This is a genomic window from Mesorhizobium sp. M7A.F.Ca.US.008.03.1.1, assembly GCF_003997495.1.
Lineage (GTDB): Bacteria > Pseudomonadota > Alphaproteobacteria > Rhizobiales > Rhizobiaceae > Mesorhizobium.
This window is the reverse complement of the sequence record NZ_RZRU01000043.1, coordinates 1-21,904: the sequence shown is the minus strand read 5'-3', so window position 1 is coordinate 21,904 and position 21,904 is coordinate 1. Positions and strand designations below refer to the sequence as shown.

Here is a 21,904-nt window from a genome sequence, read left to right as displayed (position 1 = left end):
ATCTTGGCCAGCGCTCACAAATCCGCGCGCAAAAGGCCGGACATATGAGCGCAAGCGATCCGATCAAACTATCTCAGCCAAGCCTTGCAAGCAGGGGGCCGTCCACATATGAGCACCGGAAGCGCAGGTAGCAGTCATTTGCAGGCCGGCATCACCTGAATATCAGGATACCCGAGGCATGAACGCCGCAATCCATTCCCTGGGAAAGCGCCTTGGGCGGCCATTCTCGCCGATGATCGCCGCCTCGACCTTGGCCTCGACCAGCACCTCGTCGCCGCGCTTGAGCTGCTGCGCCATGAAGATGCGCGCACCGGAAATCTCCTCGGTGCGGGTGTCGACCGTCAGGACGTCGTCGATACGGGCGGGGCCGCGAAAGTCGATCTCCATGCGGCGCACAATCCAGACTATCCTCTCGCCATGCTTGCCGTCGGCAAGTTCGGTGTGATGCACGCCGGTAAGCCGGAGATAGTCGGAGCGGCCGCGTTCGAAGAATTCGAGATAGCGCGCATGGTAGACGACGCCGGAGAAATCGGTGTCGGCATAATAGACCCGCGCCATCAGCCGGTGGCCGAACGGCGTCAGCGCACCGGAAATGCCGGCCAGCAGCGTCGCCGATTCACCATGATCGCCCATTGCGCTTCCTTTTTCAGTCCCGACGAGGCACCTGTTCCCGCGCGACCTAGCATCGGATGGCACTGTTGACGGCGATGATCAAGACCTTGATGGCGGCGTTGCTAGTGCTCGCGGGTCTGGCGCTGCCAAGCCAGGCAGCGAGCTTCTCGATGAAGCGGGGCCTCAACCTCGACCAGTGGGTCACGTGGCCAGGCGAAGACCAGTGGGGCGACGCCAAGGCGATCCTGCCCTATCCGGAATGGCGGAAATTCCTTGGAGAGGACGATCTCAAGGCACTGAAGCACGCGGGCTTTGATTTCCTGCGCATGCCGGTCGACCCGTCGCCTTTCCTGTCCGGCCAGACCGTGCCGTTGCGCGACGATCTCTATGCCAGCGTGCTGGACTCGGTGCGCATGATCAACCGCGCCGGACTGAAGGTGGTCGTCGACATGCACTTGATCCCGGCCGGCGGCAGCCGCAAGATCGGCATGGCGCAAGTGATGGACGAACCACGGACCTTCGACGCCTATGTCGAGATGGTGCGCAGGATGGCCCGCACGCTGGCGAGTGAAGATCCCGCTCAAGTGGCTTTCGAGCCGATGAACGAACCGATCGTCGATTGCGACAGCGACGGCACCAGCCTGTGGCCGGACCGCCAGCGCAAACTGTTCGCCGCGGCACGATCCTCGGCGACGAAACTGACGCTGGTGCTGACCGGCGCCTGCTACTCCGCCGCAAGCTCGCTGGAGAAGATCGACCCGAAGACGATCCCGGACGACAATGTCATCTGGACCTTCCACTCCTACGATCCGTTCCTGCTCACTCACCAAGGCGCGACCTGGGCCGGCGACTTCATCCCCTATGTGACCGGCCTGCCCTATCCGTTGACCTCGGTGCCAAAGGCACAGTTGGACGTGACGCTCGACACCATTCGCGCCAGGATCAAGGCCGAGGCGCCATGGACAAGGCAGAGCGGCCTGCTTGCCTATCTCGACGAACAGGTCGCCAGCATGGACAGTCCCGACAAACTGCTCGGCCTGATGGATGCGCCATTCGAAAAGGTCGAGGCCTGGGCGAAGGCCAACGGCGTCAAGCCGGAAAACATCACGCTGGGCGAATTCGGCATGATCCGCCAGGAATACGGCAACGCCTATGTGATGCCCGCTGAATACCGGGCCGCCTATGTCAGGGACATGATCGCGCGCGCCGAAGCGCATGGCTTCTCGTGGTCGGTGTGGAGCTATGGCGGCGCCTTCGGCATTGTTGATGCCTTCAATGGCGACAAAGCCGAGCCGGACGTCATGGACGCGATCAAATCGCTTCAATGAGGCGATCTGGATCTAGCCAAGGTCGATGGACAGGATTTCGGGGCGCATTCCAAAACGCACCGGCAATATGCTGAAGCCAAGCCCGCCGGAGACGATCAGATTACGGTCGTTCTCGATGACGTGGCCATAGGCATAGCGGTTGCCGAAACGCGACGGCACGACAGGCGAATAGCCGAACAGCCGCACTTGTCCGCCATGGGTGTGGCCGGACAGGGTCAGCGAGACCCGCCACGGCACTTTCGGAAAAATATCGGGCTCGTGCGCAAGCAGGATGACTGGCGAGGTGTCGCTGACCTTGGCCAGCGTACCGTCGAGGTCGTCCAGTCCCGTGAAGCTGGCGCGATCCCTGGTCGGCAGCAGCGCCAACTGGTCGGCGAGCCCGGCGATCCAGAAACCATGCCCGTCCTTCTCCAGGCGCACGACATCGTTCTCCAGCACCGGGATGCCGACTTTCTCCAGGGCCTTGCGCGCTATGGTCGGGCCGGCCCCGGCGCGCTGCGCGAAGCCATCGGCCCACCAGTCATGGTTGCCGAGGATCGACAGCACGCCGAGCGGCGCCTTGAGGTCCGACAGGGCGGGCGCCCATTGCGACGGCGTCACCGGGCCGGTCACCAAGGGCATGCCGGCGATATAGTCGCCGAGCAGGACGATCACGTCCGGCTGCAGGGCATTCGCGTCTTCGACAAGCGAAGCGATCCGCTCCGGCGTCATCCACGGCCGGCAGGCATGGATATCGGCAAGCGCCACGATGCGCAGCTTCAAGCCATCCGGCCAATGCGGCGGTGTCAGCGCATAACGCTTCACATGCGTCAGCAGCATCGGTTCTATGCCGACCGCATAGGCGCTGAACGCGGCAACCGACAGAACCGACCCGCCGATGAAGCGCAGGAACCCGCGTCTGGTGATCATTGCATGGCTCCGGCAAACCATCGGAGCGAGATTGCCCCGGGATGGCATCGTCACCAAAGCCGACGAATGCGCCGGCAAACCGACGAAGCTGAGGATATTTTGCGCAGGCCGTTCGCCGCTCCTCTATCGCCTGGAACCTGCGCCTGATCGCCCGGAGCGCTATTCTTCCTGGAACAGGTTGATCTGCTGCTGCGCCAAATCCTTCGGCGCGTCGAGGCCGAGATGGCGCCAGGCATTGGCCGTCAGCATGCGGCCGCGCGGCGTGCGCTGGATGAAGCCCTGCTGGATCAGATAAGGCTCGATGATGTCTTCGATGGCGTCGCGCGGTTCGGACAGGCCTGCGGCGATCGTCTCGATGCCGACCGGCCCGCCGCCGAAATTACGGGCGATCATGCTGAGGTACCGGCGGTCGAGCGCGTCGAGACCGAGCGCGTCGACCTCCAGCCGGGTCAACGCCTCGTCGGCGATCTTGCGGTCGACATGGCCGTCGCCGGCGACTGAGGCGAAATCGCGCACGCGGCGCAAGAGCCGGCCGGCGATGCGCGGCGTGCCGCGCGCGCGCCGCGCGATCTCCAGCGCACCATCGTCGCCGAGCGGCATTTGCAGGATGCGCGCGCCGCGGCGCACGATCTGCTCCAGCTCCTCGACTGTGTAGAAATTGAGCCGCACCGGAATGCCGAAACGATCGCGCAGCGGGTTGGTGAGCAGGCCAAGCCGCGTTGTGGCGGCGACCAGGGTGAAGCGGGCGAGGTCGATCTTGACCGAGCGTGCGGCCGGTCCCTCGCCGATGATCAGGTCGAGCTGGAAATCCTCCATCGCCGGATAGAGGATCTCCTCCACCGCCGGGCTCAGCCGGTGGATCTCGTCGATGAACAGCACGTCGCCTTCCTCGAGATTGGTCAGCAGTGCGGCAAGATCGCCGGCCTTGGCGATGACCGGGCCGGAGGTCGAGCGGAAATTGACGCCGAGTTCGCGCGCCATGATCTGCGCCAGCGTCGTCTTGCCGAGACCGGGCGGTCCGACGAACAGCACATGGTCGAGCGCCTCGTTGCGGCCCTTGGCGGCCTCGATGAACACTTTGAGATTGGCCCGCACCGCCGCCTGGCCGACGAAATCGTCGAGCGTCTGCGGCCGCAAGGTCTGCTCGGCATCCTCGCCGCGTTTTTCCGGGGTGATAAGGCGGGGCGACAGGCTCATGCTAGCAGTTCCATACTGCCAATGGACTTGGCGACCCGCTGATCGAACGTGACTGTATGCGAGCAGCCCATATTTCGATTGTGCTCGGCGATCAGCGCGTCGGCGAAGTCCACCTGCGGCAAATTCGATCTTTCGAGCGCAATCACGATTGCATCGAAATCTTCGAACAACAGTGTCTTAATCTTCAGCAGTCTCTGGATTGCCGCCTGCATCTGCTCTTTCGGTAGCCTGTAGCGCGAAATCAACGACCAACTGAATTCCACCAGCACGATCAAGCTGACGAAGCCGGGAGCATCGGCGCTGAGGCCTTCGCCGAATGCGAGGGCTTTCGCTCGTTGCTCTGCATCGTCGTTCAGCACCATTCGAAGCAGAACGTTCGTATCAATGCCGATCGACTTCACTCATCGCCCTCTCGTCCGCCTTGCGACCTGTCTCCTACGACATGCCTACCAACGGCATCCCGCACGGCGACGTCGATTTCCTCTAGTGACGCCGGGCCGCCGGGCGGATCACCCAGAAATCCGGCGAGGTCTGCAAAGTCGAGATTTCGCGGCGTTCCAATCAGATAGCCATCCATGACCGTCCAGGCGATCATATCACCCGTTTTGAGTGACAGCGCGTCCCGGACATCTTTTGGAATCGTAAGCTGACCCTTCGAGGTCAGGTTGGCGTAAGCGCCCATTTCCTTACTTTCTATAAAAATTCCTACCAATCACATGGTAGTCGGAATTTTCTGTACCAACAACCGTGTCACCGCGCCAGCTCCTTCAGCCCGAAGCGGATCAACTTCGGCGCATCGGCATCCTCGCCCGCCGTCTTCAGCGCCGCGGCCACCGCATTGGCGGCGGTGTCGCGCGAATAGCCGAGATTGACCAGCGCCGAGACCGCGTCGGTGATCGGCGCGGAGGCCACGCCGTCGCCGAGCTCCTGTTTCAGGCCGATGGTGCCCGAGGCGGTGCCGGCATAGGCCGGCGCCTTGTTCTTCAATTCGGTGACGATGCGCTCGGCCACCTTCTTGCCGACGCCGGGCGCGCGAGAAACCATGGCGATGTCGCGCAGCGCAATGGCGTTGGCGAGGTCGGCGGGCGCCAGTGTCGACAGGATGGCCAGCGCCACCTTGGCGCCGACACCTGGCACGTTGTTCATCAGCAGCCTGAACCACTCGCGCTCCAGCACCGACTGGAAGCCGTACAGACGCAGCATGTCCTCGCGCACATAGGTCTCGATGAACAGCACCACGGCTTCGCCGGGCGAAGGCAGCGCGGCCAGCGTGCGCGCCGAGCAATAGGCGACGTAGCCGACGCCATGGATATCGACGAGGCAATGATCCTCGTCGATCTCGTCCAGCGTACCCTTGAGCTTGCCGATCATGCCAGATCTTTCATGGAAGATGGGCCCTCATGGGTGCGTTTCCGGAGAGATGATGTCGATATTCGGGAAATAGCTGCGATACCGAGAAGCGTCGCGGGTCAACAGACGGTGCCCGGCAACGATCGCGTGGGCGCCGATGAAGAAATCCGGCAAGGTTCGTTCCCGAACACCGCCGGCGCGGCGATACCGGGAATGCGTAACGCCCGCAAGGAATGCCGCGTCCCAAGGCAGAAACTCGCGATCTATCTCGAGCATGTCGGCTGCTTTCCGAAGCGCCGTCTCTGTCGCTATCAGCGGCGCCAGCTCGGACCAGACGATCGTGTTGACAACCAATGCTCCATCGCGACGGCAGGAAGCGATCGCCGAGCCCGACCATTTTGTCAGCGGTCCTGCCGGCCCCCAAACGTCGATCAGGACATTGGTATCAATCAACGTCGAGATCTTCACGCGGCCCCCTCAACCACTCCATATACTGATCGGTTGTCATGCCCCCCAGGTCCAGCGTCCCCTCCATCCGGTCCAGGACATCGCTGAACCTTCGCAATTTCTCCTCCTCGGAGATGTTCTCGTTGACGGCAAGCAGTTGAACGCCCCCATCGGTGGCCACGAATTCGACCTCCGAGCCTGGGCCGATACCCAGATGGTCCCTGATCTGTTTGGGGATTGTGACTTGCCCCTTGGTGGTCACACGCATGGTAATACCTCGTAGGTATTACCTACCGAAAGAATGGGAACAAGTCAAGAACATCGATCATCCGGCAAGCGCCATCCGGTAGGCCACGCTTTGCCGATGATGCGCATGGCAGATGGCGATGGCCAGCGCGTCGGCGGCATGTTCGGTATCGAAAATGGCTTTCGGCAACAGCACTTTGACCATCATGTGGATCTGCTTCTTGTCGCCATGGCCGACGCCGATCACCGCCTTCTTGACGGCGTTGGGCGCATATTCGGCAACGACGAGGCCTGCCCGCGCCGGCACCAGCATGGCGATGCCGCGTGCCTGGCCGAGCTTCAGCGTTGCCACGGCGTCCTTGTTGACGAAGGTTTGTTCGACGGCTGCCTCGTGCGGCATGGCGCTGTGCAGGATTTCGGCCAGCCCGTCATGCAATTGGCACAGCCGCGTTGCCAGCGCCGCCTTGTCGTCGGACTTCACAGTCCCGGAAGCAATGAAGCGCAGCGAATTGCCGAGGCTTTCGACGATGCCCCAGCCGGTGCGCCGAAGCCCCGGATCGATACCGATGATGCGAATCGCTTCCGCCATGTGCCGACTTTACCTCCGGCGGACAGCGATGCCAGCGAAATGTGAACAAACCGGAAACAGAAAGGCGGCCGAGGTTCTTAACCCCGAGCGAAAGCCGTGTTCAGCAGGCTGATCTGGTCGGAAACCGGATTGAGGCGGCGAGCCATCGGTTGCATGTCGACCATGGCGCCCGAGCCATAGATCTCGTCGTCCATGCGGCGCACCAACGCCTGCAGGCGCAGCGAGCGGGTGACGAGGTCGAGGAAATCCTCGGGCAGCTCGGCCCAACCGGCGGCTTCGTCATGGGCGGAAGCTGTGTCGAGGCGCACCTTGGACTTTTCCGACGCGACCTGGTCGCGGGTCATCTCGCCGGAATTGGCGGCCCGCTGCAAAAGCAGCCAGGAGGCAACCTGCATCAGCCTGGTGGTCAGCCGCATCGATTCGGCCGCGTAGAGCGTGGCGGCCAGTCGCGACAGTTTCTTTGCCTCGGCCCGGCCCTTGCCGTCGAGATATTCCGCCGCCTGTTCGACCAGGCCCATACCTTCCTGGTAAAGCGGCTTGAAGGATTGCGAGAAAACCCGGCGTTCCGCCAGCTTGACGGTTTTCGCACTGCCCTTCGAAGGCTCGTTCATTGATACGCCCCTGCACTTGCAACCGGCTGATTCGGCTCCCTGCCGATACACCCGGAACCCTATCTGACTGAAGCTTGAAAATGCGCTTCGTCACCGGTGAAGGCAAGCACATGTTTAACAGAAGGTTAACGGCAAGCCCCTGTCGGGCGGCCCCGCTGAGATGCGGACAAAAAGGGAAATGGAGACAAAAAAAGAGCCGCGGATAAGGCGGCTCTCAGGAGTTTAACAGGGAGGCGTCAAACAAAGTGGCTCCAACCACTCGGTAAGAATCCAGATCACTGGATGAACATAGTAAACACCTGTAAAGCTTAATGAAGCCTTAACGACGCGAATGTTTTTTGACCGAACGCCGCCATACTGTGCCGTAACAGCACAGCATCTCCAGCGTCAGGCTAGCTCAGCCTGTCCTCCAGACCGCCGGCACAGCCTCACCCTTACCTCAGGTCCAGCTCAGGCCGTCTTCCAGACGGCGGGCAAGGCGATGAAGGCGAACAGCAGCATGGCTGCGTAGAAACCCATCGAGGAGGCCGCCACCAGCGGTTCGACCGCGGCATTGCCGGCAAGCAAGAAATAGAGGCCGATCAGCAGCCCGATGCCGCTGACCGCCGTCAGCCAGAAATGAACGGTGGCGAGCGTCTTCTGCCCGATGGCAGGAAACAAATGGTAGAAGAAGGCGAAGACCGCCGACATCAGCCATCCGGCCACCATAGTGTGGGCGTGGGTTGGCATCTGTCCGTGATCCTGACTGATCGCCATGTACAGGCCGAGCGCCATGCCGCACAGCGAATAGATGATGGCCAGCGTGAAGAAATTCCGTGCTATCCCTTGCATAATGGTCCCCCGAATTGCCTTTTCCCGTTTGCGGGAATGGGTTGATCGTCAGGCGATTGTTGTCGCCACCGGGCTCCCGGCGTTAGCGCACTAGCATCGGCGATGTTTCCGGACGATGTCGCGCCAACCCCCTCCCGATGATTCGTATATTAGCAGGAAATCAGATAGCGCGTTCACCATCTCAGCCGCTTCTTCATTGCGCTGAAACAGAGCCGGATTTTTCGCGACATCGTTCCGAAACAGGCGCCGCGCTAAACGCCCGCTCCTCTGACGGCCGGCGCCGACCTGCGTCGCCGCAAACCTGACCGGACACTGCAGGAGCAACCCATGGACTGGTACTCGATCGTCAAATTCCTCCACGTCACTACCGCCATTCTGTGGGCCGGTGGCGGCTTCGTGCTGTTCCTGCTGGGCATGCTTGCCGAGCGGGCGGGCAACATCGAGGAAAAACTGCAGGCAATGCGCGCCAGCGGTCAGCTGGGCGGCAGGTTCTTTGCGCCGATGTCGATGCTGACGCTGATCTTCGGCCTCATGATGTGCTGGTTCTGGGTCGGCTTCTCCGATCTGTGGATTCTGATCGGCCTGGCCGGCTACGCCACGACCTTTTCGATCGGCATGTTCATCTTCAAGCCGACCGGCGAGCGCATGGGCGCGATGATCGCAAAGGAGGGCGTCACGCCAGCCGTTCTTGCCATCGGCCAGCGCATGATGAGCGCGGCACGCTTCGACTATGCGGTGATGTTGGTGATCATCGCCGACATGGTGCTCAAGCCGACCGTGCATGACATCGGCATCCTCGCCGGCATGGTGCTGGTCGTCGCGGTGGGCGCCACACTGGCCTTTGGCGGCAGCCGTCGCCTCGTGCCAAGCCCAGCCTGACCCTGATGGTGAGGAAGGCCGCGCGGCGGCCTTTCTACATCAGGCCGGCGGTGCCATCCCACAACAGCTTCAACGCCACCACCGCGACGGTTGCGTAGGTGAAGGGATAGAAGGTTTCCGGCCGCATCCGGCGCACCAGCCACGCCCCGGCGATGGTCGACAGCGGCGCCAGCGGCATCAGCACCGCCGACGCCGTCAGATTGGCGGTGTCGAACTGGCCGAGCGCGAAATAGGGAACCAGCTTCAGCGCATTGGTGGCGGCAAAGAAGATCGCGGCGGTGCCCGACAGAACTTTCGGATCGAGCCGGATCGGCAAGGCATAGACCTGGAAGGGCGGGCCGCCGACATGGGCGACGAAGCTGGTGAACCCGGCGACCGTGCCCCAGACGGCGGCGGCCACGCGGTTGGGCGCGGCTGCGTGGTCGGCGCCGTGGCGGAACTGCAGATAGAGCCAGCGCAGGACGAAGATGATGGCGACGGCGCCGACGATCAGCCGCACCGCCTCTTCGGTCACCAGTGCCGCCGTCAGCCAGCCAAGGCCGATGCCGATGACGGCGCCCGGCATCATGTCGACCAGCATCTTTCTGTTATAGACGCCCCACCACGTCCACACCGAGACGATGTCCATCAGGCAAAGGATCGGCAGCAGGATGGCTGCCGCCTGAACCGGCGGCATGGTCAGCGCCATCAGCGGCACGCCGATGAAACCGACGGCGCCGCCGAAGCCGCCCTTGGACAGGCCGACCAGAATGACCGCCGGAAGGGCAGCCGCGTAGAACCACGGATCGAGAAGCAGGCCTGACATGGGAGGGGACTGGTCCGGAGGGAAGCGTGTCGACGCTTGAATAGCCCAGAATGCCGGGCGGGGCGACAGCAAATATGAGCGTGGCGGCCGCACATCAGCCCGACGCCGACCAGGGCCTATCGGCGGGCCGAGACCAGCAGGAACATCGGGCGCTCGAGTTCCTCCGCCAGTTCGGGTTTGGCCGCGATCTGCGCATCGGTCGGCCGGAATTCCTCGACATGGTCGATGGTGAAGCCGGCCCGGATCAAAGCGTTGAGCGTGGTGCCGATCGTGCGGTGATGTTTCACCACGCCCTTGGCCAGCCAATTCGTGCTGCGCGGTCCTTCCACCAGATACTGGTCGACAGGCCATGTCTTGCGGCCTTCGGTATCGATCGCCCAGCCAGGTTTGGTCGGCGCCATGAAGATCGGATGTTCCGTCGAGAAGACGAAATGGCCGCCGGGCGCCAACGCCTGATGCACGGTCTCGAACAGGCGCAGCACGTCCTCGACATAGTGCAAGACGAGCGAACTGTAGACGAGATCGAAGCTGGCTTGCGGCAGGCTGAGCTGATCGAGATCGGCCTTCGCATAGGTGATGCCAATGTCCGGGCCTGCGGCCTTCGCCCGGTCAAGCATCTTTTCGGACAGATCCAGGCCAAGAACCTCTTTGGCCCCATGCTCGCGGGCCCAGCGGCAGAACCAGCCGAAGCCGCAGCCGAGATCGACGACCCTCAAGCCGCTGATGTCGGGCAGCATCGCGCGCAGTGCCGCCCACTCGGCGGCACCCTCCAGCCCTTCGATCGAACGGCCGAGTTGGCTGTAGCCTGCGAAGAAATCCTCACGGTCGTATATGTTCTGCGCCATGGTTCCGGCCTCGTTTGGATCGGCACCCTAGCCAACCGGCCGACGGCTTTCCACCGGCTCGATCAGGATGCCTGCAAGGCTTTTGCCCTGTCACGAGGCGAGGCTGCATCGAGCGGCGGTGGACGCCGCCGGATCGGCTGCGCCTTGATGATGGCGGTGCTTGTCTCCGCCTTGTCGGCGATACGGTCGAGAATCCCGTCGAGATCACCGATCGATCGCACGAACAGGCGAGCGACGAAGCAGTCATCGCCCGTCACCTTGTCGCATTCGCCGAATTCGGGGATGTCCTCGATCAGCTTCTGCACGATGTGCAGCTTGCCGGGCAGAGGCCGGATGCGCACGATGGCCTGCAAGGTATAGCCGAGCGCGAGCGGATCGATCTCGACGGTGAACGCCCGGATGACGCCGCGCTCCTCCAGCCGTCGCAGCCGCTCCGAGACGCTTGGCGACGACAGCCCGACCTGGGCGGCCAGCTCCTTCAGCGAGGTCCGCGCATCCTTGACCAGGATTTCGAGGAGGTTTCGGTCGAGATCGTCCAGCATCTTTTTTCTTTTCCCGATAGTATGGAGTTTTCCCCTAATATAATTAGGCCAATCGATCATACACCCTTTCAAATCAGATGGAAAGCATCCCGGCCGCATGAGATTATGGCGGCTCAACCGGTATGGAGGTTTGTTGTGAACGAGACAGGACGCGGCACACTCGAAATGTCCGCCGCAATGGCCATCCTGGGGACGATCGGATGGTTCGTCGTCCTGTCCGGCCAGCCGATCATGGATGTGGTGTTCTGGCGTTGCGCTTTCGGCGCGCTGACGCTGCTCATCATCTGCGCCGGGCTGGGATTGCTGCGCAACAGGCTGTCGCTGCGCATCATCGGCATCGCCGCGCTCGGCGGTGTCGCCATCGTCGTCAACTGGCTTTTGCTGTTCAGCGCTTTTTCACGCGCGTCGATCTCGATCGCCACCGCCGTCTACAACACGCAGCCCTTCATGCTGGTCGGCTTCGGCGCGCTCTTCTTTGCCGAACGCTTGACCATGAACAAGCTGACATGGCTGGCCATCGCCTTCGCCGGCATGGTGCTGATCGTGCAGTCGGCCCCCGACGCCGGCCCCAATGCCGGCATGGCCGGCACGGATTATTTCACCGGCATCGTCATGGCATTGGGCGCGGCCTTCCTCTGGGCTGTCGCCGCCATCGTCACCAAGAAGCTCAAGGGCACGCCGCCGCCGGATGCCCGGCGGATCAAACATCGCGATCCCGGCTGCCCGCCTGTTCAAGGCGGGCACTTTGCTCTATGCCGCAATCCAACCATCTTCGCCCGGCATAGGCGAAACGCGGGACCCGAAGAACCATGAATGAAGCAACGCCCCCCAATCGCTGTCGCATCGTGCTGATCGCGCCGCCCGGCGTGCCGGCGGCCCGTATTGTCGCGGCATTCGATGGTGGCGATATCGCTTCGCTGATCCTGCCCGAAAACGGCATGGATGAAGCCTCCTTCCAGGCTTTCGCCGAACAGATCGTGCCGGCAGCACAAGCCGCCGGCGTTGCTGTCATCATCGCTGGCGACACCCGCATAGCCGGCCGCGTCCAGGCCGACGGCATCCATGTCGAAGTCTCCAAGGCCGAACTTGCCGAGACGATCGAGCATTTCCAGGCAAAGATCATGGTCGGAACCGGAGGCGCCAAGACGCGTGACGACGCGCTCGAGCTTGGCGAGACACGGCCCGACTACATCTTCTTCGGCCGCTTCGGCTACGACAACAAGCCCGAACCGCACCCGCGCAACCTGTCGCTCGGCGCATGGTGGGCGGACATGATCCAGATCCCTTGCATCGTCATGGCGGGATCCGACATCGCCTCGGTCGAAGCCGTGGGCGCCACCGGCGCTGAATTCGTGGCGCTGTCGAGCGCCGTGTTCGGCGACGGCTCCGATCCCAGAACAGCGGTCGCTACCGCCAACGCGCTGCTCGACGAGACCGCGCCGCGCTTCGAGGACTGAAATGTCCTCGGCGACGCTTCCCCTCCAGGCTCTGCTTGCGGTGCTGATGGTCCAGGCTGCCGCTGCGGAGACCATCCCCCTGCCGCAGCCCAAGCCGGAAATCGGCGTCCACACCGACAAGCCGCTCGACAAGCCATTGCCGCAGCCCGCCACCACGGCCGAGCCCGCGCCGCTGCCGTCGGCCGACGCCATCAATCCCGACCGCTTCGGCGCAAAACCCGCCGACGCGGCCTATGGCGCCTTCCAGCGCGGTCTCTACAAGACAGCTTACAATCTGGCATTGGTCCGGGCGCAAAACGGCGATCCGGCGGCGCAGACCTTGGTGGCCGAGATCCTGTCGCGAGGTCTCGGTGTACCGGTCAATTCGGCGCAGGCGGCAAAATGGTACGCCTTGGCCGCCGAACAGGGTGTGCCGGAATCGCAGTTACAGTATGCGCTGATGCTGCTCGACGGCCGCTATGTCAAAAAGGATGGAAAAGAGGCCTACGCCCTGATGCAGGCCGCCGCCGAAGCCGGCAACCGGCTGGCGCAATTCAATTTCGCGCAGATGCTCGTCCAGCAGGACCCCGGCGACGCCGGCATGGCCAAGGCGGTCTCCTACTATGAGCGCGCCGCCGCCACCGGCCTCGCGGACGCGCAATATGCAATGTCGCAGATCTACGCCAACGGTGTCGGCGGCAAGCCACGCGACGACGCCCAGGCAAGGCGCCTGCTGGCGCAGGCCGCAAGGCAGAACTACGACACCGCGCAGATCGATCTCGCCGCCTGGATGATCGAAGGCCGCGGCGGTGCGCGCGACCTGAAATCCGCCTTCGGCTGGATGAAGCAGGCGGCGGAAGGCGGCAATGTCGCCGCCCAGAACCGCCTGGCCAAGCTCTATATGCAAGGCATCGGCACCGATCCGGACCTGGTGCTTGCCGGCGCCTGGTACGTCGTCGCCCGCCGTGCCGGCCTCATCGACCCGCAGATGGACGACTTCCTGCAGGGGCTGGACGACGACCAGACCAAGCAGGCGCTGCAGAAGGCTAACCGGCTGCCTTGACGGCGGTTCTCACGGTCATTGCAAGTGTAACCCCGGCTCCCTTGCCTGGTCCCAACCTGCCCGCTCCCTTGCCTCTTCTGGCGATTTGTGGTCTTGGGAGCCCGAAATCGCTTTCCCGGCGAACATCCCATACCAACGGCGTGGCCGTTCGCATCATTCCGGATCATCTCATCATGGCCAAGATCAATGGCAACGAAATCCGTCCAGGCTATGTCATCGAGCATGATGGCGGCCTTTGGGTTGCGGTCAGGACCAACACCGTCAAGCCTGGCAAGGGCGGCGCCTACAATCAGGTCGAACTGAAGAACCTCATCAACGGCACCAAGCTCAACGAGCGCTTCCGCTCGGCCGAGACGGTCGAACAGATCCGGCTCGACCTGAAGGACTTTTCCTTCCTCTACGCGCAGGAAGACGCACTGGTGTTCATGGATACCCAGAGCTACGAGCAGCTCGAATTGAACAAGGACTTCGTCGGCGATCGCGCCGCCTTCCTGCAGGACGGCATGATGGTGACGGTCCAGCTCTACGAAGAGCGGCCGATCGGCATTTCGCTGCCCGACTATGTGACGCTGACCATCACCGAGGCCGACCCTGTGGTGAAGGGCCAGACGGCGGCATCGTCCTACAAGCCGGCGATCCTGGAGAACGGCATCCGCGTCCTGGTGCCGCCCTTCATCGGTGCCGGCGAACGCATCATCGTCGACACCAACGAAATCACTTACGTGCGCCGCGCAGACTGACGCGCAGCACCGGGAAAAAGCACTATGGCACGCTCAGCCCTTCTCAACGTCATGGTCCAGGCCGCAATGAAAGCCGGCCGCTCGCTGTCGCGCGACTTCGGCGAGGTGCAGAACCTGCAGGTCTCGATGAAAGGCCCCGGCGACTATGTCAGCCAGGCCGACCGCAAGGCCGAGGACATCGTCTTTGCCGAGCTGTCCAAGGCACGGCCGGGCTATGCCTTCCTGATGGAAGAGCGCGGCGCGGTCGAAGGCGACGACGGCCAGCATCGCTGGATAATCGACCCGCTCGATGGCACCACCAATTTCCTGCACGGCATTCCGCTCTTTGCCGTTTCGATCGCGCTGGAGCGCCAGGGCCAGATCGTTGCCGGCGTCATCTACAATCCGGCGATGGACGAGCTCTACACCTGCGAACGCGGCGGCGGCGCCTTCATGAACGACCGCCGCCTGCGCGTCGCCGGCCGTACCAAGCTGGTCGACACGGTCATCGGCTGCGGCATGCCGCATCTCGGACGCGGCCACCACGGCAATTTCCTGGTCGAGCTGCGCAACGTCATGGCCGAGGTTTCCGGTGTCCGCCGCCTCGGCTCCGCATCGCTCGACCTCGCCTATGTCGCCGCCGGCCGCATGGATGGCTTCTGGGAAACCGGCCTGTCCGCCTGGGACATCGCCGCCGGGCTGCTTTTGATCCGCGAGGCGGGCGGCTTCGTCTCCGACATGGATGGCGGCCAGGACATGCTCGACAACGGCTCGGTTGTCGCCGGCAACGAGGTCATCCAGCGCGCCCTGCTGAAGGCCGTGAAGAAGCCGCTCCCCCCTCGTTGACAGGCACGCCGCGCTGATGCGCCGCAGTCGCAAAACCGCAACGAAAGCTTGAAATACTGCCCTGCGAGCGCCCAAATTGGAGTGCGCGGCGCAGGAACCCGGCAGTGAACGACAACCAACCCTACCCCGACATCCCGTTCATCGGACGCTGGCACTATTCGCGCGCCGAGATGATCGCCGACGGTATCGTCCATGCGGTCGGCATCGTGCTGGCGATATCGGCCGGTTCCGCACTGCTGGCGCTGGCGGCGTTTCGTGTCGGACCGGGCGAATACATCGCCGCTGCCTTCTACGTGGTTTCGCTGCTCACCGTGCTCTCGGTGTCGATGACCTACAATCTGTGGCCGGTGTCGTCGCCGGCAAAATGGGTGTTGCGGCGTTTCGACCACGCCGCGATCTATCTGCTGATCGCCGCGACCTATACGCCTTTCCTGGCGCAGCTCGAAGGCTCGCCGCTGGCGCGCTGGATGATCGTGCTGGTCTGGACGGCGGCAGTGCTGGGCATTGCCATCAAGGTGTTCTTTCCCGGCCGTTTCGACCGGCTGGCGATCGGCTTCTATCTCGCCATCGGCTGGAGCGGCATCGTCCTGGTCAAGCCGCTTGTCCAGACGCTGCCGACGACATCGATAGCGCTCATCGTTGCCGGCGGCATCGTCTACTCCTGCGGCGTCATCTTCTTCGCCTGGAAGGGGCTGCGCTTCCACAACGCGCTGTGGCACGGTTTCGTCGTCGCCGGCGCCGGCCTGCATCTGGCCGCCATGGTCGACTGTCTGGTCATCAATCGCCTCTGACACTATCGACGCGGCAATATTGCCAAGCGCCATTCAATTTGGTCACAATTCCGTTTAGAGTCGCGGTTTACGTGATCGGCGGCGGCATCGGAAACGGGGCACGGATGGCTTTTCTCAGATCCTTCGGCATGGGCAGACGTTCTGATGTCCTGATCTACGACCCGCATAAATTATCGAGCCCGCAGGTCTTCCTGCTGACTATGGTGATCTTCCTGGTCATCGTCGCCTTCATCGCCGCCATCCTCACCCGACAGATCTCAACCGCTTTTGGCAGCAATCCCGGCCTCAATGGCCTGATCGTCGGGGTGCTGGTGGTCGGCATCCTTCTGGCCTTCGCCCAGGTCGGGCGACTGTTTCGCGAAGTGCGCTGGGTCAACTCCTTCCGTGCCGGCTCGGAGACGACAGAACCGGTGCTGCTGGCGCCTATGAAGGCGATGATCGGCCGCTCCTCGGCGACGGCCTTCTCGACCAGTTCGATGCGCACCATGCTCGATTCCATCGCCACCCGCCTCGACGAAAGCCGCGACACCTCGCGCTATCTCGTCGGCCTGCTGGTGTTCCTCGGGCTGCTCGGCACCTTCTGGGGACTGTTGAACACCATCGGTTCGATCCGCGAGACCATCGAATCGCTCGATCCCGGCACCGGTGACGCCGCCGCGGTTCTCGATTCCTTGAAGCAGGGGCTTTCGGCGCCGCTGGCCGGCATGGGCACGGCCTTCTCGTCCTCGCTGTTCGGCCTCTCCGGCTCGCTGGTGCTCGGCTTCCTCGACCTGCAGGCCGGCCGCGCCCAGACGCGCTTCTACACCGAACTGGAAAACTGGCTTTCCTCGGTCACCGACCTGTCGTCGGACATCATCGTCGCCGATCCGGCCAAGACTGAATCCTCCGACGAGATCCGGGTGCTGTCGGAACGGCTGCGCAGCATGCAGGAGAATGGCGGCGGCTCCAACCCGCGCGTCGCCACCGCCATGGCCAATCTCGCCGACGGCATTTCCGGCCTGGTCAAGAACATGCGCTCGGAACAGCAGATCATGCGCGACTGGGTCGAGGCCCAGTCCGACGAGCAGAAGGCGATGCGCAACACGCTGGAAAAGATCGCCGATGCCCTGAAGAAGCCCGGAGTGCACTGAAGTGGCACTCGCCAGGGGCCGGCGCACCGATCGCCGCATCGACTACTGGCCGGGCTTCGTCGACGCGCTGTCGACGCTACTTTTGGCCATCATGTTCCTGCTCACGGTCTTCGTGCTGGCGCAGTTCCTGCTGGGACGCGAAATCTCCGGCAAGGATACGGCACTCTCGCGCCTCAACTCGCAGATCAACGAGTTGACCCAGTTGCTGGCGCTGGAGCGCTCGACGGCGCAGGACAAGGATGATTCACTGGCCAATCTGCAGGCGTCGCTGTCAGCGGCGCAAGCGGAAAAGAGCCGGCTCGAACAGCTGCTGGCGCAAGGTGCCGGTGCCGGCGACGCCGCCAACCAGCGCGCCGCGGCGCTCGGCGGCGAACTCGACAGCCAGCGCCAGATCAGCCAGCAGGCACTGAGCCAGGTCGAGATCCTCAACCAGCAGATCGCGGCACTGCGCAAGCAGATCGGCGCGCTCGAGGATGCGCTCAACGTCTCCGAAATCCGCGACCGCGATTCCAACACCAAGATCGCCGATCTCGGCCGTCGCCTCAACGTCGCGCTGGCGCAACGCGTGCAGGAATTGAACCGCTACCGCTCCGACTTCTTCGGCCGCTTGCGCGAAATCCTCGCCGACCGCGAGAACATCCGTATCGTGGGCGATCGCTTCGTCTTCCAGTCGGAAGTGCTGTTCCCGACCGGCTCCGAGGTGATCAACGATGCCGGCAAGGTCGAGATGAAAAAGCTCGCCGACGCCATCATCGAGTTGCAGAAGGAAATCCCGCCCGAGATCAACTGGGTGCTGCGCGTCGACGGCCATACCGACAACAAGCCGCTCTCCGGCACCGGCCGCTACCGCGACAATTGGGAGCTGTCGACGGCGCGTTCGACCTCGGTGGTAAAATTCCTGATCGAGAACGGCGTGCCGGCCAACCGGCTCGTCGCAGCCGGCTTCGGTGAGTTCCAGCCGCTCGATCCCGCCGACACCGAAGAGGCGCGCAACAAGAACCGCCGTATTGAACTGAAGCTCACCGAACGTTGATTCATTGTCACGCGAAGTCACGCGAACTTGTTCGCCGGCTCAACTCTAGGGCGCAGATCGAGGCCGGCAAGGCCTGAAAAGATTATCTTTTTTTAATTACACATTGTCGCAGGGCAGTCCTAGCTTCCCGCCCGGGCCGAGAACCGCCGGCGATGAATCCCCTCATCGCGACGCGACGGAACCGGACGGCCCAAGGCCGGAAGGCAGGCGGACAACCGCCGCCTTCCTCTACAAGAGGAGACGCGTGATGCGCTCTTTCACTCCCAAGACCTCGCTTAGAACTGCGACACTCACGGCGTTCCTCATCGCCGTTCCGCTTGCCGGCGCCTATGCCGCGGGCCATCACAAGGGCGCTCTCGACGCGACCGATCCGACCGATATGACCGGCCCGCGTGTCGAGGCGCTTATCGCACAGGTGCAGGGCGTCCGGCAGGGCATCGTGGACGCAAGACAGGCCAACAACATCAACCCGGCCGTGGCGGAACGCCTGGAAATGCGCACGGCCCACATCGGTCAAGCGGCCGAGAAAGTCGCCGCATCCTATCATGGCAGGATACCGGCCGCGCAATACCACGACCTGCTGCGTCGTCTCGACAATGTCGACCAGCGGTTGATGATCGATACCGGCAGCGGTTTCCTGATAGGCGACGGCGCCGACGGCGGCAATTACCCGAACGGTTGAACGGTCCAAGAGGAAGGGACCGCTGACGCCTTCGGGAGCCATTCCGCGGGCGTCCTTTTTACCAGCCGAGCCACACCGCGATCAGGGCAGCCGCCGCCGGCACGGTCTGGATGAACAGGATCTTGCGGCCAACCGTTGCCGCGCCATAGAGGCCGGCAATGGCCACGCACGACAGGAAGAAGAATTTGACCTGAAAACCGGCCGCACCGAGACAAAGCCCCCAGATCAGGCCGGCGGCAAGAAAACCGTTGTAGAGCCCTTGGTTGGCGGCGAGCACTTTCGAGGCACTGGCGAATTCCGGGGTCAGGTTGAAAGCCTTGTGTCCGCGCGGCGTGTCCCACAGCACCATCTCCAGATAGACGACGTAGGCATGGATCAAGGCCACCAGCCCGACAAGGATGTTGCCGATCATTTGCTCCCCTTCATTGGTTGCCGGCAGCAATTCCAGGAAAAGTGCGAAGCGGTTTTCCGTCCGGAATTGCGCCAAGAACAAGAGATAGAGCGGTTCTGCGTTTCCGTGAAACGATGAACCGCTCTGTCAGCATTCCATGCGCGGCATCGCCTGCGCAAGGTGCATTTGCCCGACGGCAGCTGAGGGTTGCCAACGCATTTGCGTTGGTGTCTTTTCGCGCCGTCCTCAATCACGGAAGCCGCCATGTCCTTTCAGAAACTCGATGATCTCGGCCACAAGCTCGAAGCGCTCGAGCACGCGCTGGCCATCCTCGGCGCCGACGAGGCCACCCACATGGCCGTCGGCGGTGGCGAGAAGCGCGCCGAGGCGATGTCGGCACTGGCCGGCATGTATCACGCCAGGGCAACGGCGCCGGAGATAGCAGACTGGATCGCCGTGGCCGAACAGGAAGCGTTGGGTGAAGAGCAGCGCGCCGCGGTCTCGGAACTGCGGCGCCAATATACCAACCTGACCTGCCTGCCGGTCGAATTCGTCGAACGCCAGACGACCGCGCGCATGCGTTGCGAGCAGCTGTGGCGCGGCCTGCGCGCCAGGAACGACTGGGCAGGCTTCCAGCCGGCGCTGGAGGGCGTCGTGGCGCTGGTGCGCGAGGAGGCGGCGCTGCGTGCCGACGTGCTCGGCCTAGCCCCCTATGACGCGCTGATGGAGCAGTACGACCCCGGCAACCGCACCGCCGACATCACGCCAGTCTTCACCGACCTGAAGGCTTTCCTGAAAAGCTTCGTGCCGGAGGCGCTGGCGATCCAGGACGCGCGGCTGCGCAGGCGCCCGCTGAAACCGCTTTCGGGTACCTATGCGATCGACCGGCAGCGCGAACTCGGCCTCGCCATGATGGCGTCGGTCGGCTTCGACCTGACGCACGGGTCGCTGTCGGTGTCGCACCACCCTTTCTGTGGCGGCGTGCCGAGCGACGTGCGCATCACCACCCGCTACAAGACCTCCGATTTCCTGTCGGCGCTGATGGGTGTGCTGCACGAGACCGGCCATGCGCTCTACGAACAGAACCTGCCGAAGGCGTGGTCGCACTGGCCGCTCGGCAAGGCGCGCGGCATGGCGGTGCATGAAAGCCAGAGCCTTTTTGTCGAAAAGCAGCTCGGCCGCAACCCTGCCTTCTGGCGCTGGGCGCTGCCGGTGGTCGAAAAGCATCTCGGCGAAGCCTGGTCACTCGACGATATCCTGCCGCATGTGCATCGCGTCGAGCGCGGGCTGATCCGGGTCGATGCCGACGAGGTGACCTATCCCCTGCATGTCATCCTGCGCTACGAACTGGAGCAGGAGCTCGTCGCCGGCAAGCTTGAAGTGGCCGACCTGCCCGAAGCCTGGGACGCCAAGATGCGCGACTATCTCGGCCTTTCCACCATCGACAACCCCGCCGACGGGCCGATGCAGGACGTGCATTGGCCAGGGGCCGCCTTCGGCTACTTCCCGTCCTACACGCTGGGCGCGATGATGGCGGCGCAGCAATGGGCGGCGCTGACGCGGGAACATCCGGCCGCCGATGACGATCTCGCCAAAGGCAATTTCGATGTGATCAACGACTGGCGCCGCCAAAAGATCTGGTCGCAGGCGTCACGCTGGTCGACGCCGGACCTGCTCGAACGCGCCACCGGCGAAAAGCTCAACGCCACCTATCTCGTGAACCATCTGAAACAGCGCTACGGAGCCGCGTAAGGACGGTCGGCACATCAGGAACGCAAGATGGTTCTGACTACTCAGCCGCGCCCCTGAAAGCACTCGCGCCGGTTTCGAACTGCAGCTTGGCCAGCCGCGCATAAATGCCGCCCTTGGCGACAAGGCTCTGATGCGTGCCTTCCTCGACGATCGAGCCGCCATCCATGACCAGGATCCTGTCGGCCTTCAGCACCGTCGCCAGGCGGTGGGCGATGACGATCGTGGTGCGGCCCTGCATCAGGCGTTCCAGCGCCGTCTGCACCAGCGTCTCGCTCTCGGCGTCGAGGGCGGAGGTGGCCTCGTCGAGCAGCAGGATCGGGGCGTCGCGCAGGATGGCGCGGGCGATCGCAACCCGCTGGCGCTGGCCGCCTGACAGCGTCACGCCGCGCTCACCGACCTGGCTGTCATAGCCCTTTTCCAGCTTGAGGATGAACTCGTCGGCGAGTGCATCCTTCGCCGCCGTCTCGATTTCGGCCTTGCTGGCTCCCGGCCGGCCGAAACCGATATTGTCACGCGCGCTTGCCGCGAAAATGGTGACGTCCTGCGGCACGATCGCGATGCGCTGGCGGACCGAAACGGGATCGGCCTCGCGCACGTCGACGCCGTCGATCAGGATCTTGCCTGTTTCGGGATCGTAGAAGCGCAGGATCAGCGAAAACACCGTGCTCTTGCCGGCCCCTGACGGCCCGACGATCGCCACCGTCTCGCCCGGCATGACCTGAAAGCTCAAGCCGTGCACGGCGGCGCGGTCGGGCCTTGCCGGGTAGGAGAAGGAGACATTGTCGAAGACGATCGCGCCCTTGGCGACGGCCGGCAGCGGCTTCGGATCGGCGGGAGCCTGGATCGCCGGCTTCTCGGGCAGGATCTCGG

Annotated in this window: 27 protein-coding genes and 1 pseudogene; 12 read left to right on the top strand and 16 right to left on the bottom strand. The window is 63.4% G+C overall.

The window, feature by feature from the left end; genetic code table 11:
- Window positions 1–162: 162 nt before the first annotated feature.
- Window positions 163–633: a tol-pal system-associated acyl-CoA thioesterase gene (ybgC, locus tag EOA16_RS31965; protein ID WP_127261678.1), complete on the bottom strand. Its 471-nt coding sequence runs from the start codon at window positions 631–633 to the stop codon at window positions 163–165.
- 56 nt (window positions 634–689) lie between these two features.
- Here ybgC and EOA16_RS31960 point away from each other — a divergent pair, with 56 nt between their 5' ends.
- Window positions 690–1,940: a cellulase family glycosylhydrolase gene (locus EOA16_RS31960; RefSeq protein ID WP_127261677.1), complete on the top strand. Its 1,251-nt coding sequence runs from the start codon at window positions 690–692 to the stop codon at window positions 1,938–1,940.
- 12 nt (window positions 1,941–1,952) lie between these two features.
- Here EOA16_RS31960 and EOA16_RS31955 read toward each other — a convergent pair whose 3' ends face one another.
- From EOA16_RS31955 to EOA16_RS31910, 10 genes are all read right to left on the bottom strand, one after another.
- Window positions 1,953–2,849: a metallophosphoesterase gene (locus tag EOA16_RS31955; RefSeq protein ID WP_127261676.1), complete on the bottom strand. Its 897-nt coding sequence runs from the start codon at window positions 2,847–2,849 to the stop codon at window positions 1,953–1,955.
- Window positions 2,850–3,008: 159 nt separating this feature from the next.
- A complete protein-coding gene (gene ruvB / locus EOA16_RS31950) occupies window positions 3,009–4,046 on the bottom strand; it encodes a Holliday junction branch migration DNA helicase RuvB (RefSeq protein ID WP_127261675.1) in 1,038 nt (345 codons plus the stop codon).
- Window positions 4,043–4,447 carry a type II toxin-antitoxin system VapC family toxin gene (locus EOA16_RS31945; RefSeq protein ID WP_127261674.1) on the bottom strand — a complete coding sequence of 135 codons (405 nt, stop codon included), beginning with the start codon at window positions 4,445–4,447 and terminating at the stop codon, window positions 4,043–4,045. Before EOA16_RS31945 ends, ruvB begins: the two co-directional genes overlap by 4 nt.
- Window positions 4,444–4,728, bottom strand: coding sequence for an AbrB/MazE/SpoVT family DNA-binding domain-containing protein (locus tag EOA16_RS31940; protein WP_127261673.1), 285 nt, complete (start codon window positions 4,726–4,728; stop codon window positions 4,444–4,446). The genes EOA16_RS31945 and EOA16_RS31940 overlap by 4 nt, the downstream gene beginning before the upstream one ends.
- A 68-nt stretch (window positions 4,729–4,796) precedes the next feature.
- Complete coding sequence (gene ruvA, locus EOA16_RS31935; RefSeq protein ID WP_127261672.1) at window positions 4,797–5,417, bottom strand: Holliday junction branch migration protein RuvA; 621 nt, start codon at window positions 5,415–5,417, stop codon at window positions 4,797–4,799.
- Window positions 5,418–5,444: 27 nt separating this feature from the next.
- Window positions 5,445–5,864 (bottom strand): type II toxin-antitoxin system VapC family toxin, encoded by a 420-nt coding sequence (locus tag EOA16_RS31930; RefSeq protein WP_127261671.1) that lies wholly within the window; start codon window positions 5,862–5,864, stop codon window positions 5,445–5,447.
- Complete coding sequence (locus EOA16_RS31925; protein ID WP_127261670.1) at window positions 5,842–6,111, bottom strand: AbrB/MazE/SpoVT family DNA-binding domain-containing protein; 270 nt, start codon at window positions 6,109–6,111, stop codon at window positions 5,842–5,844. Before EOA16_RS31925 ends, EOA16_RS31930 begins: the two co-directional genes overlap by 23 nt.
- A gap of 57 nt (window positions 6,112–6,168) precedes the next feature.
- A complete protein-coding gene (gene ruvC, locus EOA16_RS31920) occupies window positions 6,169–6,678 on the bottom strand; it encodes a crossover junction endodeoxyribonuclease RuvC (protein WP_127261669.1) in 510 nt (169 codons plus the stop codon).
- A 77-nt stretch (window positions 6,679–6,755) separates the two neighbouring features.
- Window positions 6,756–7,289, bottom strand: a complete 534-nt coding sequence (locus EOA16_RS31915) for a DUF1465 family protein (RefSeq protein ID WP_127261668.1) — start codon at window positions 7,287–7,289, stop codon at window positions 6,756–6,758.
- Between the two features lie 450 nt (window positions 7,290–7,739).
- Window positions 7,740–8,120, bottom strand: coding sequence for a hypothetical protein (locus tag EOA16_RS31910; protein ID WP_127261667.1), 381 nt, complete (start codon window positions 8,118–8,120; stop codon window positions 7,740–7,742).
- A 327-nt stretch (window positions 8,121–8,447) separates the two neighbouring features.
- Between EOA16_RS31910 and EOA16_RS31905 the strand changes: the two genes are divergently transcribed.
- Window positions 8,448–8,999 (top strand): DUF2269 family protein, encoded by a 552-nt coding sequence (locus EOA16_RS31905; RefSeq protein WP_127261666.1) that lies wholly within the window; start codon window positions 8,448–8,450, stop codon window positions 8,997–8,999.
- Between the two features lie 34 nt (window positions 9,000–9,033).
- Here EOA16_RS31905 and EOA16_RS31900 read toward each other — a convergent pair whose 3' ends face one another.
- The 3 genes from EOA16_RS31900 to EOA16_RS31890 form a co-directional block, all read right to left on the bottom strand.
- The gene (locus tag EOA16_RS31900) at window positions 9,034–9,804 is read right to left on the bottom strand and encodes a sulfite exporter TauE/SafE family protein (protein ID WP_127261665.1); all 771 of its coding nucleotides are present in this window, start codon (window positions 9,802–9,804) and stop codon (window positions 9,034–9,036) included.
- Between the two features lie 116 nt (window positions 9,805–9,920).
- Window positions 9,921–10,649, bottom strand: coding sequence for a class I SAM-dependent methyltransferase (locus EOA16_RS31895; RefSeq protein WP_127261664.1), 729 nt, complete (start codon window positions 10,647–10,649; stop codon window positions 9,921–9,923).
- Between the two features lie 62 nt (window positions 10,650–10,711).
- Complete coding sequence (locus tag EOA16_RS31890) at window positions 10,712–11,191, bottom strand: Lrp/AsnC family transcriptional regulator (RefSeq protein WP_127261663.1); 480 nt, start codon at window positions 11,189–11,191, stop codon at window positions 10,712–10,714.
- A 135-nt stretch (window positions 11,192–11,326) separates the two neighbouring features.
- On the opposite strand from EOA16_RS31890, the pseudogene EOA16_RS31885 reads away from it, so the two are divergent.
- The 9 genes and pseudogenes from EOA16_RS31885 to EOA16_RS31845 form a co-directional block, all read left to right on the top strand.
- Window positions 11,327–11,875: pseudogene (locus tag EOA16_RS31885) on the top strand (DMT family transporter); the annotation flags it as partial.
- A gap of 125 nt (window positions 11,876–12,000) precedes the next feature.
- Entirely contained in the window at window positions 12,001–12,648 is a 648-nt protein-coding gene (locus EOA16_RS31880; RefSeq protein ID WP_127261662.1) for a thiamine phosphate synthase, read from the top strand.
- A gap of 1 nt (window position 12,649) precedes the next feature.
- Window positions 12,650–13,690 (top strand): tetratricopeptide repeat protein, encoded by a 1,041-nt coding sequence (locus EOA16_RS31875; protein ID WP_127261661.1) that lies wholly within the window; start codon window positions 12,650–12,652, stop codon window positions 13,688–13,690.
- A gap of 173 nt (window positions 13,691–13,863) precedes the next feature.
- Window positions 13,864–14,430, top strand: coding sequence for an elongation factor P (gene efp / locus EOA16_RS31870; protein ID WP_013529127.1), 567 nt, complete (start codon window positions 13,864–13,866; stop codon window positions 14,428–14,430).
- A gap of 24 nt (window positions 14,431–14,454) precedes the next feature.
- A complete protein-coding gene (locus EOA16_RS31865; RefSeq protein WP_127261660.1) occupies window positions 14,455–15,255 on the top strand; it encodes an inositol monophosphatase family protein in 801 nt (266 codons plus the stop codon).
- A gap of 104 nt (window positions 15,256–15,359) precedes the next feature.
- On the top strand, window positions 15,360–16,046 hold the full coding sequence (locus tag EOA16_RS31860) for a hemolysin III family protein (RefSeq protein ID WP_127261659.1): 687 nt from the start codon (window positions 15,360–15,362) through the stop codon (window positions 16,044–16,046).
- A 104-nt stretch (window positions 16,047–16,150) separates the two neighbouring features.
- Entirely contained in the window at window positions 16,151–17,176 is a 1,026-nt protein-coding gene (locus EOA16_RS31855; protein ID WP_127261658.1) for a MotA/TolQ/ExbB proton channel family protein, read from the top strand.
- Window position 17,177: 1 nt separating this feature from the next.
- Entirely contained in the window at window positions 17,178–18,209 is a 1,032-nt protein-coding gene (locus tag EOA16_RS31850) for a peptidoglycan -binding protein (protein ID WP_063173252.1), read from the top strand.
- A gap of 247 nt (window positions 18,210–18,456) precedes the next feature.
- Entirely contained in the window at window positions 18,457–18,891 is a 435-nt protein-coding gene (locus EOA16_RS31845) for a hypothetical protein (protein ID WP_127261657.1), read from the top strand.
- A gap of 58 nt (window positions 18,892–18,949) precedes the next feature.
- On the opposite strand, the gene EOA16_RS31840 is transcribed toward EOA16_RS31845, so the two are convergent.
- Entirely contained in the window at window positions 18,950–19,303 is a 354-nt protein-coding gene (locus EOA16_RS31840) for a DUF1304 domain-containing protein (protein WP_127261656.1), read from the bottom strand.
- A gap of 243 nt (window positions 19,304–19,546) precedes the next feature.
- Here EOA16_RS31840 and EOA16_RS31830 point away from each other — a divergent pair, with 243 nt between their 5' ends.
- Complete coding sequence (locus EOA16_RS31830) at window positions 19,547–21,034, top strand: carboxypeptidase M32 (protein WP_127261654.1); 1,488 nt, start codon at window positions 19,547–19,549, stop codon at window positions 21,032–21,034.
- Between the two features lie 37 nt (window positions 21,035–21,071).
- Here the strand turns inward: EOA16_RS31830 and EOA16_RS31825 are convergent.
- The coding region (locus tag EOA16_RS31825) for an ATP-binding cassette domain-containing protein (RefSeq protein WP_127261653.1) at window positions 21,072–21,904 on the bottom strand (833 nt) is incomplete at its 5' end.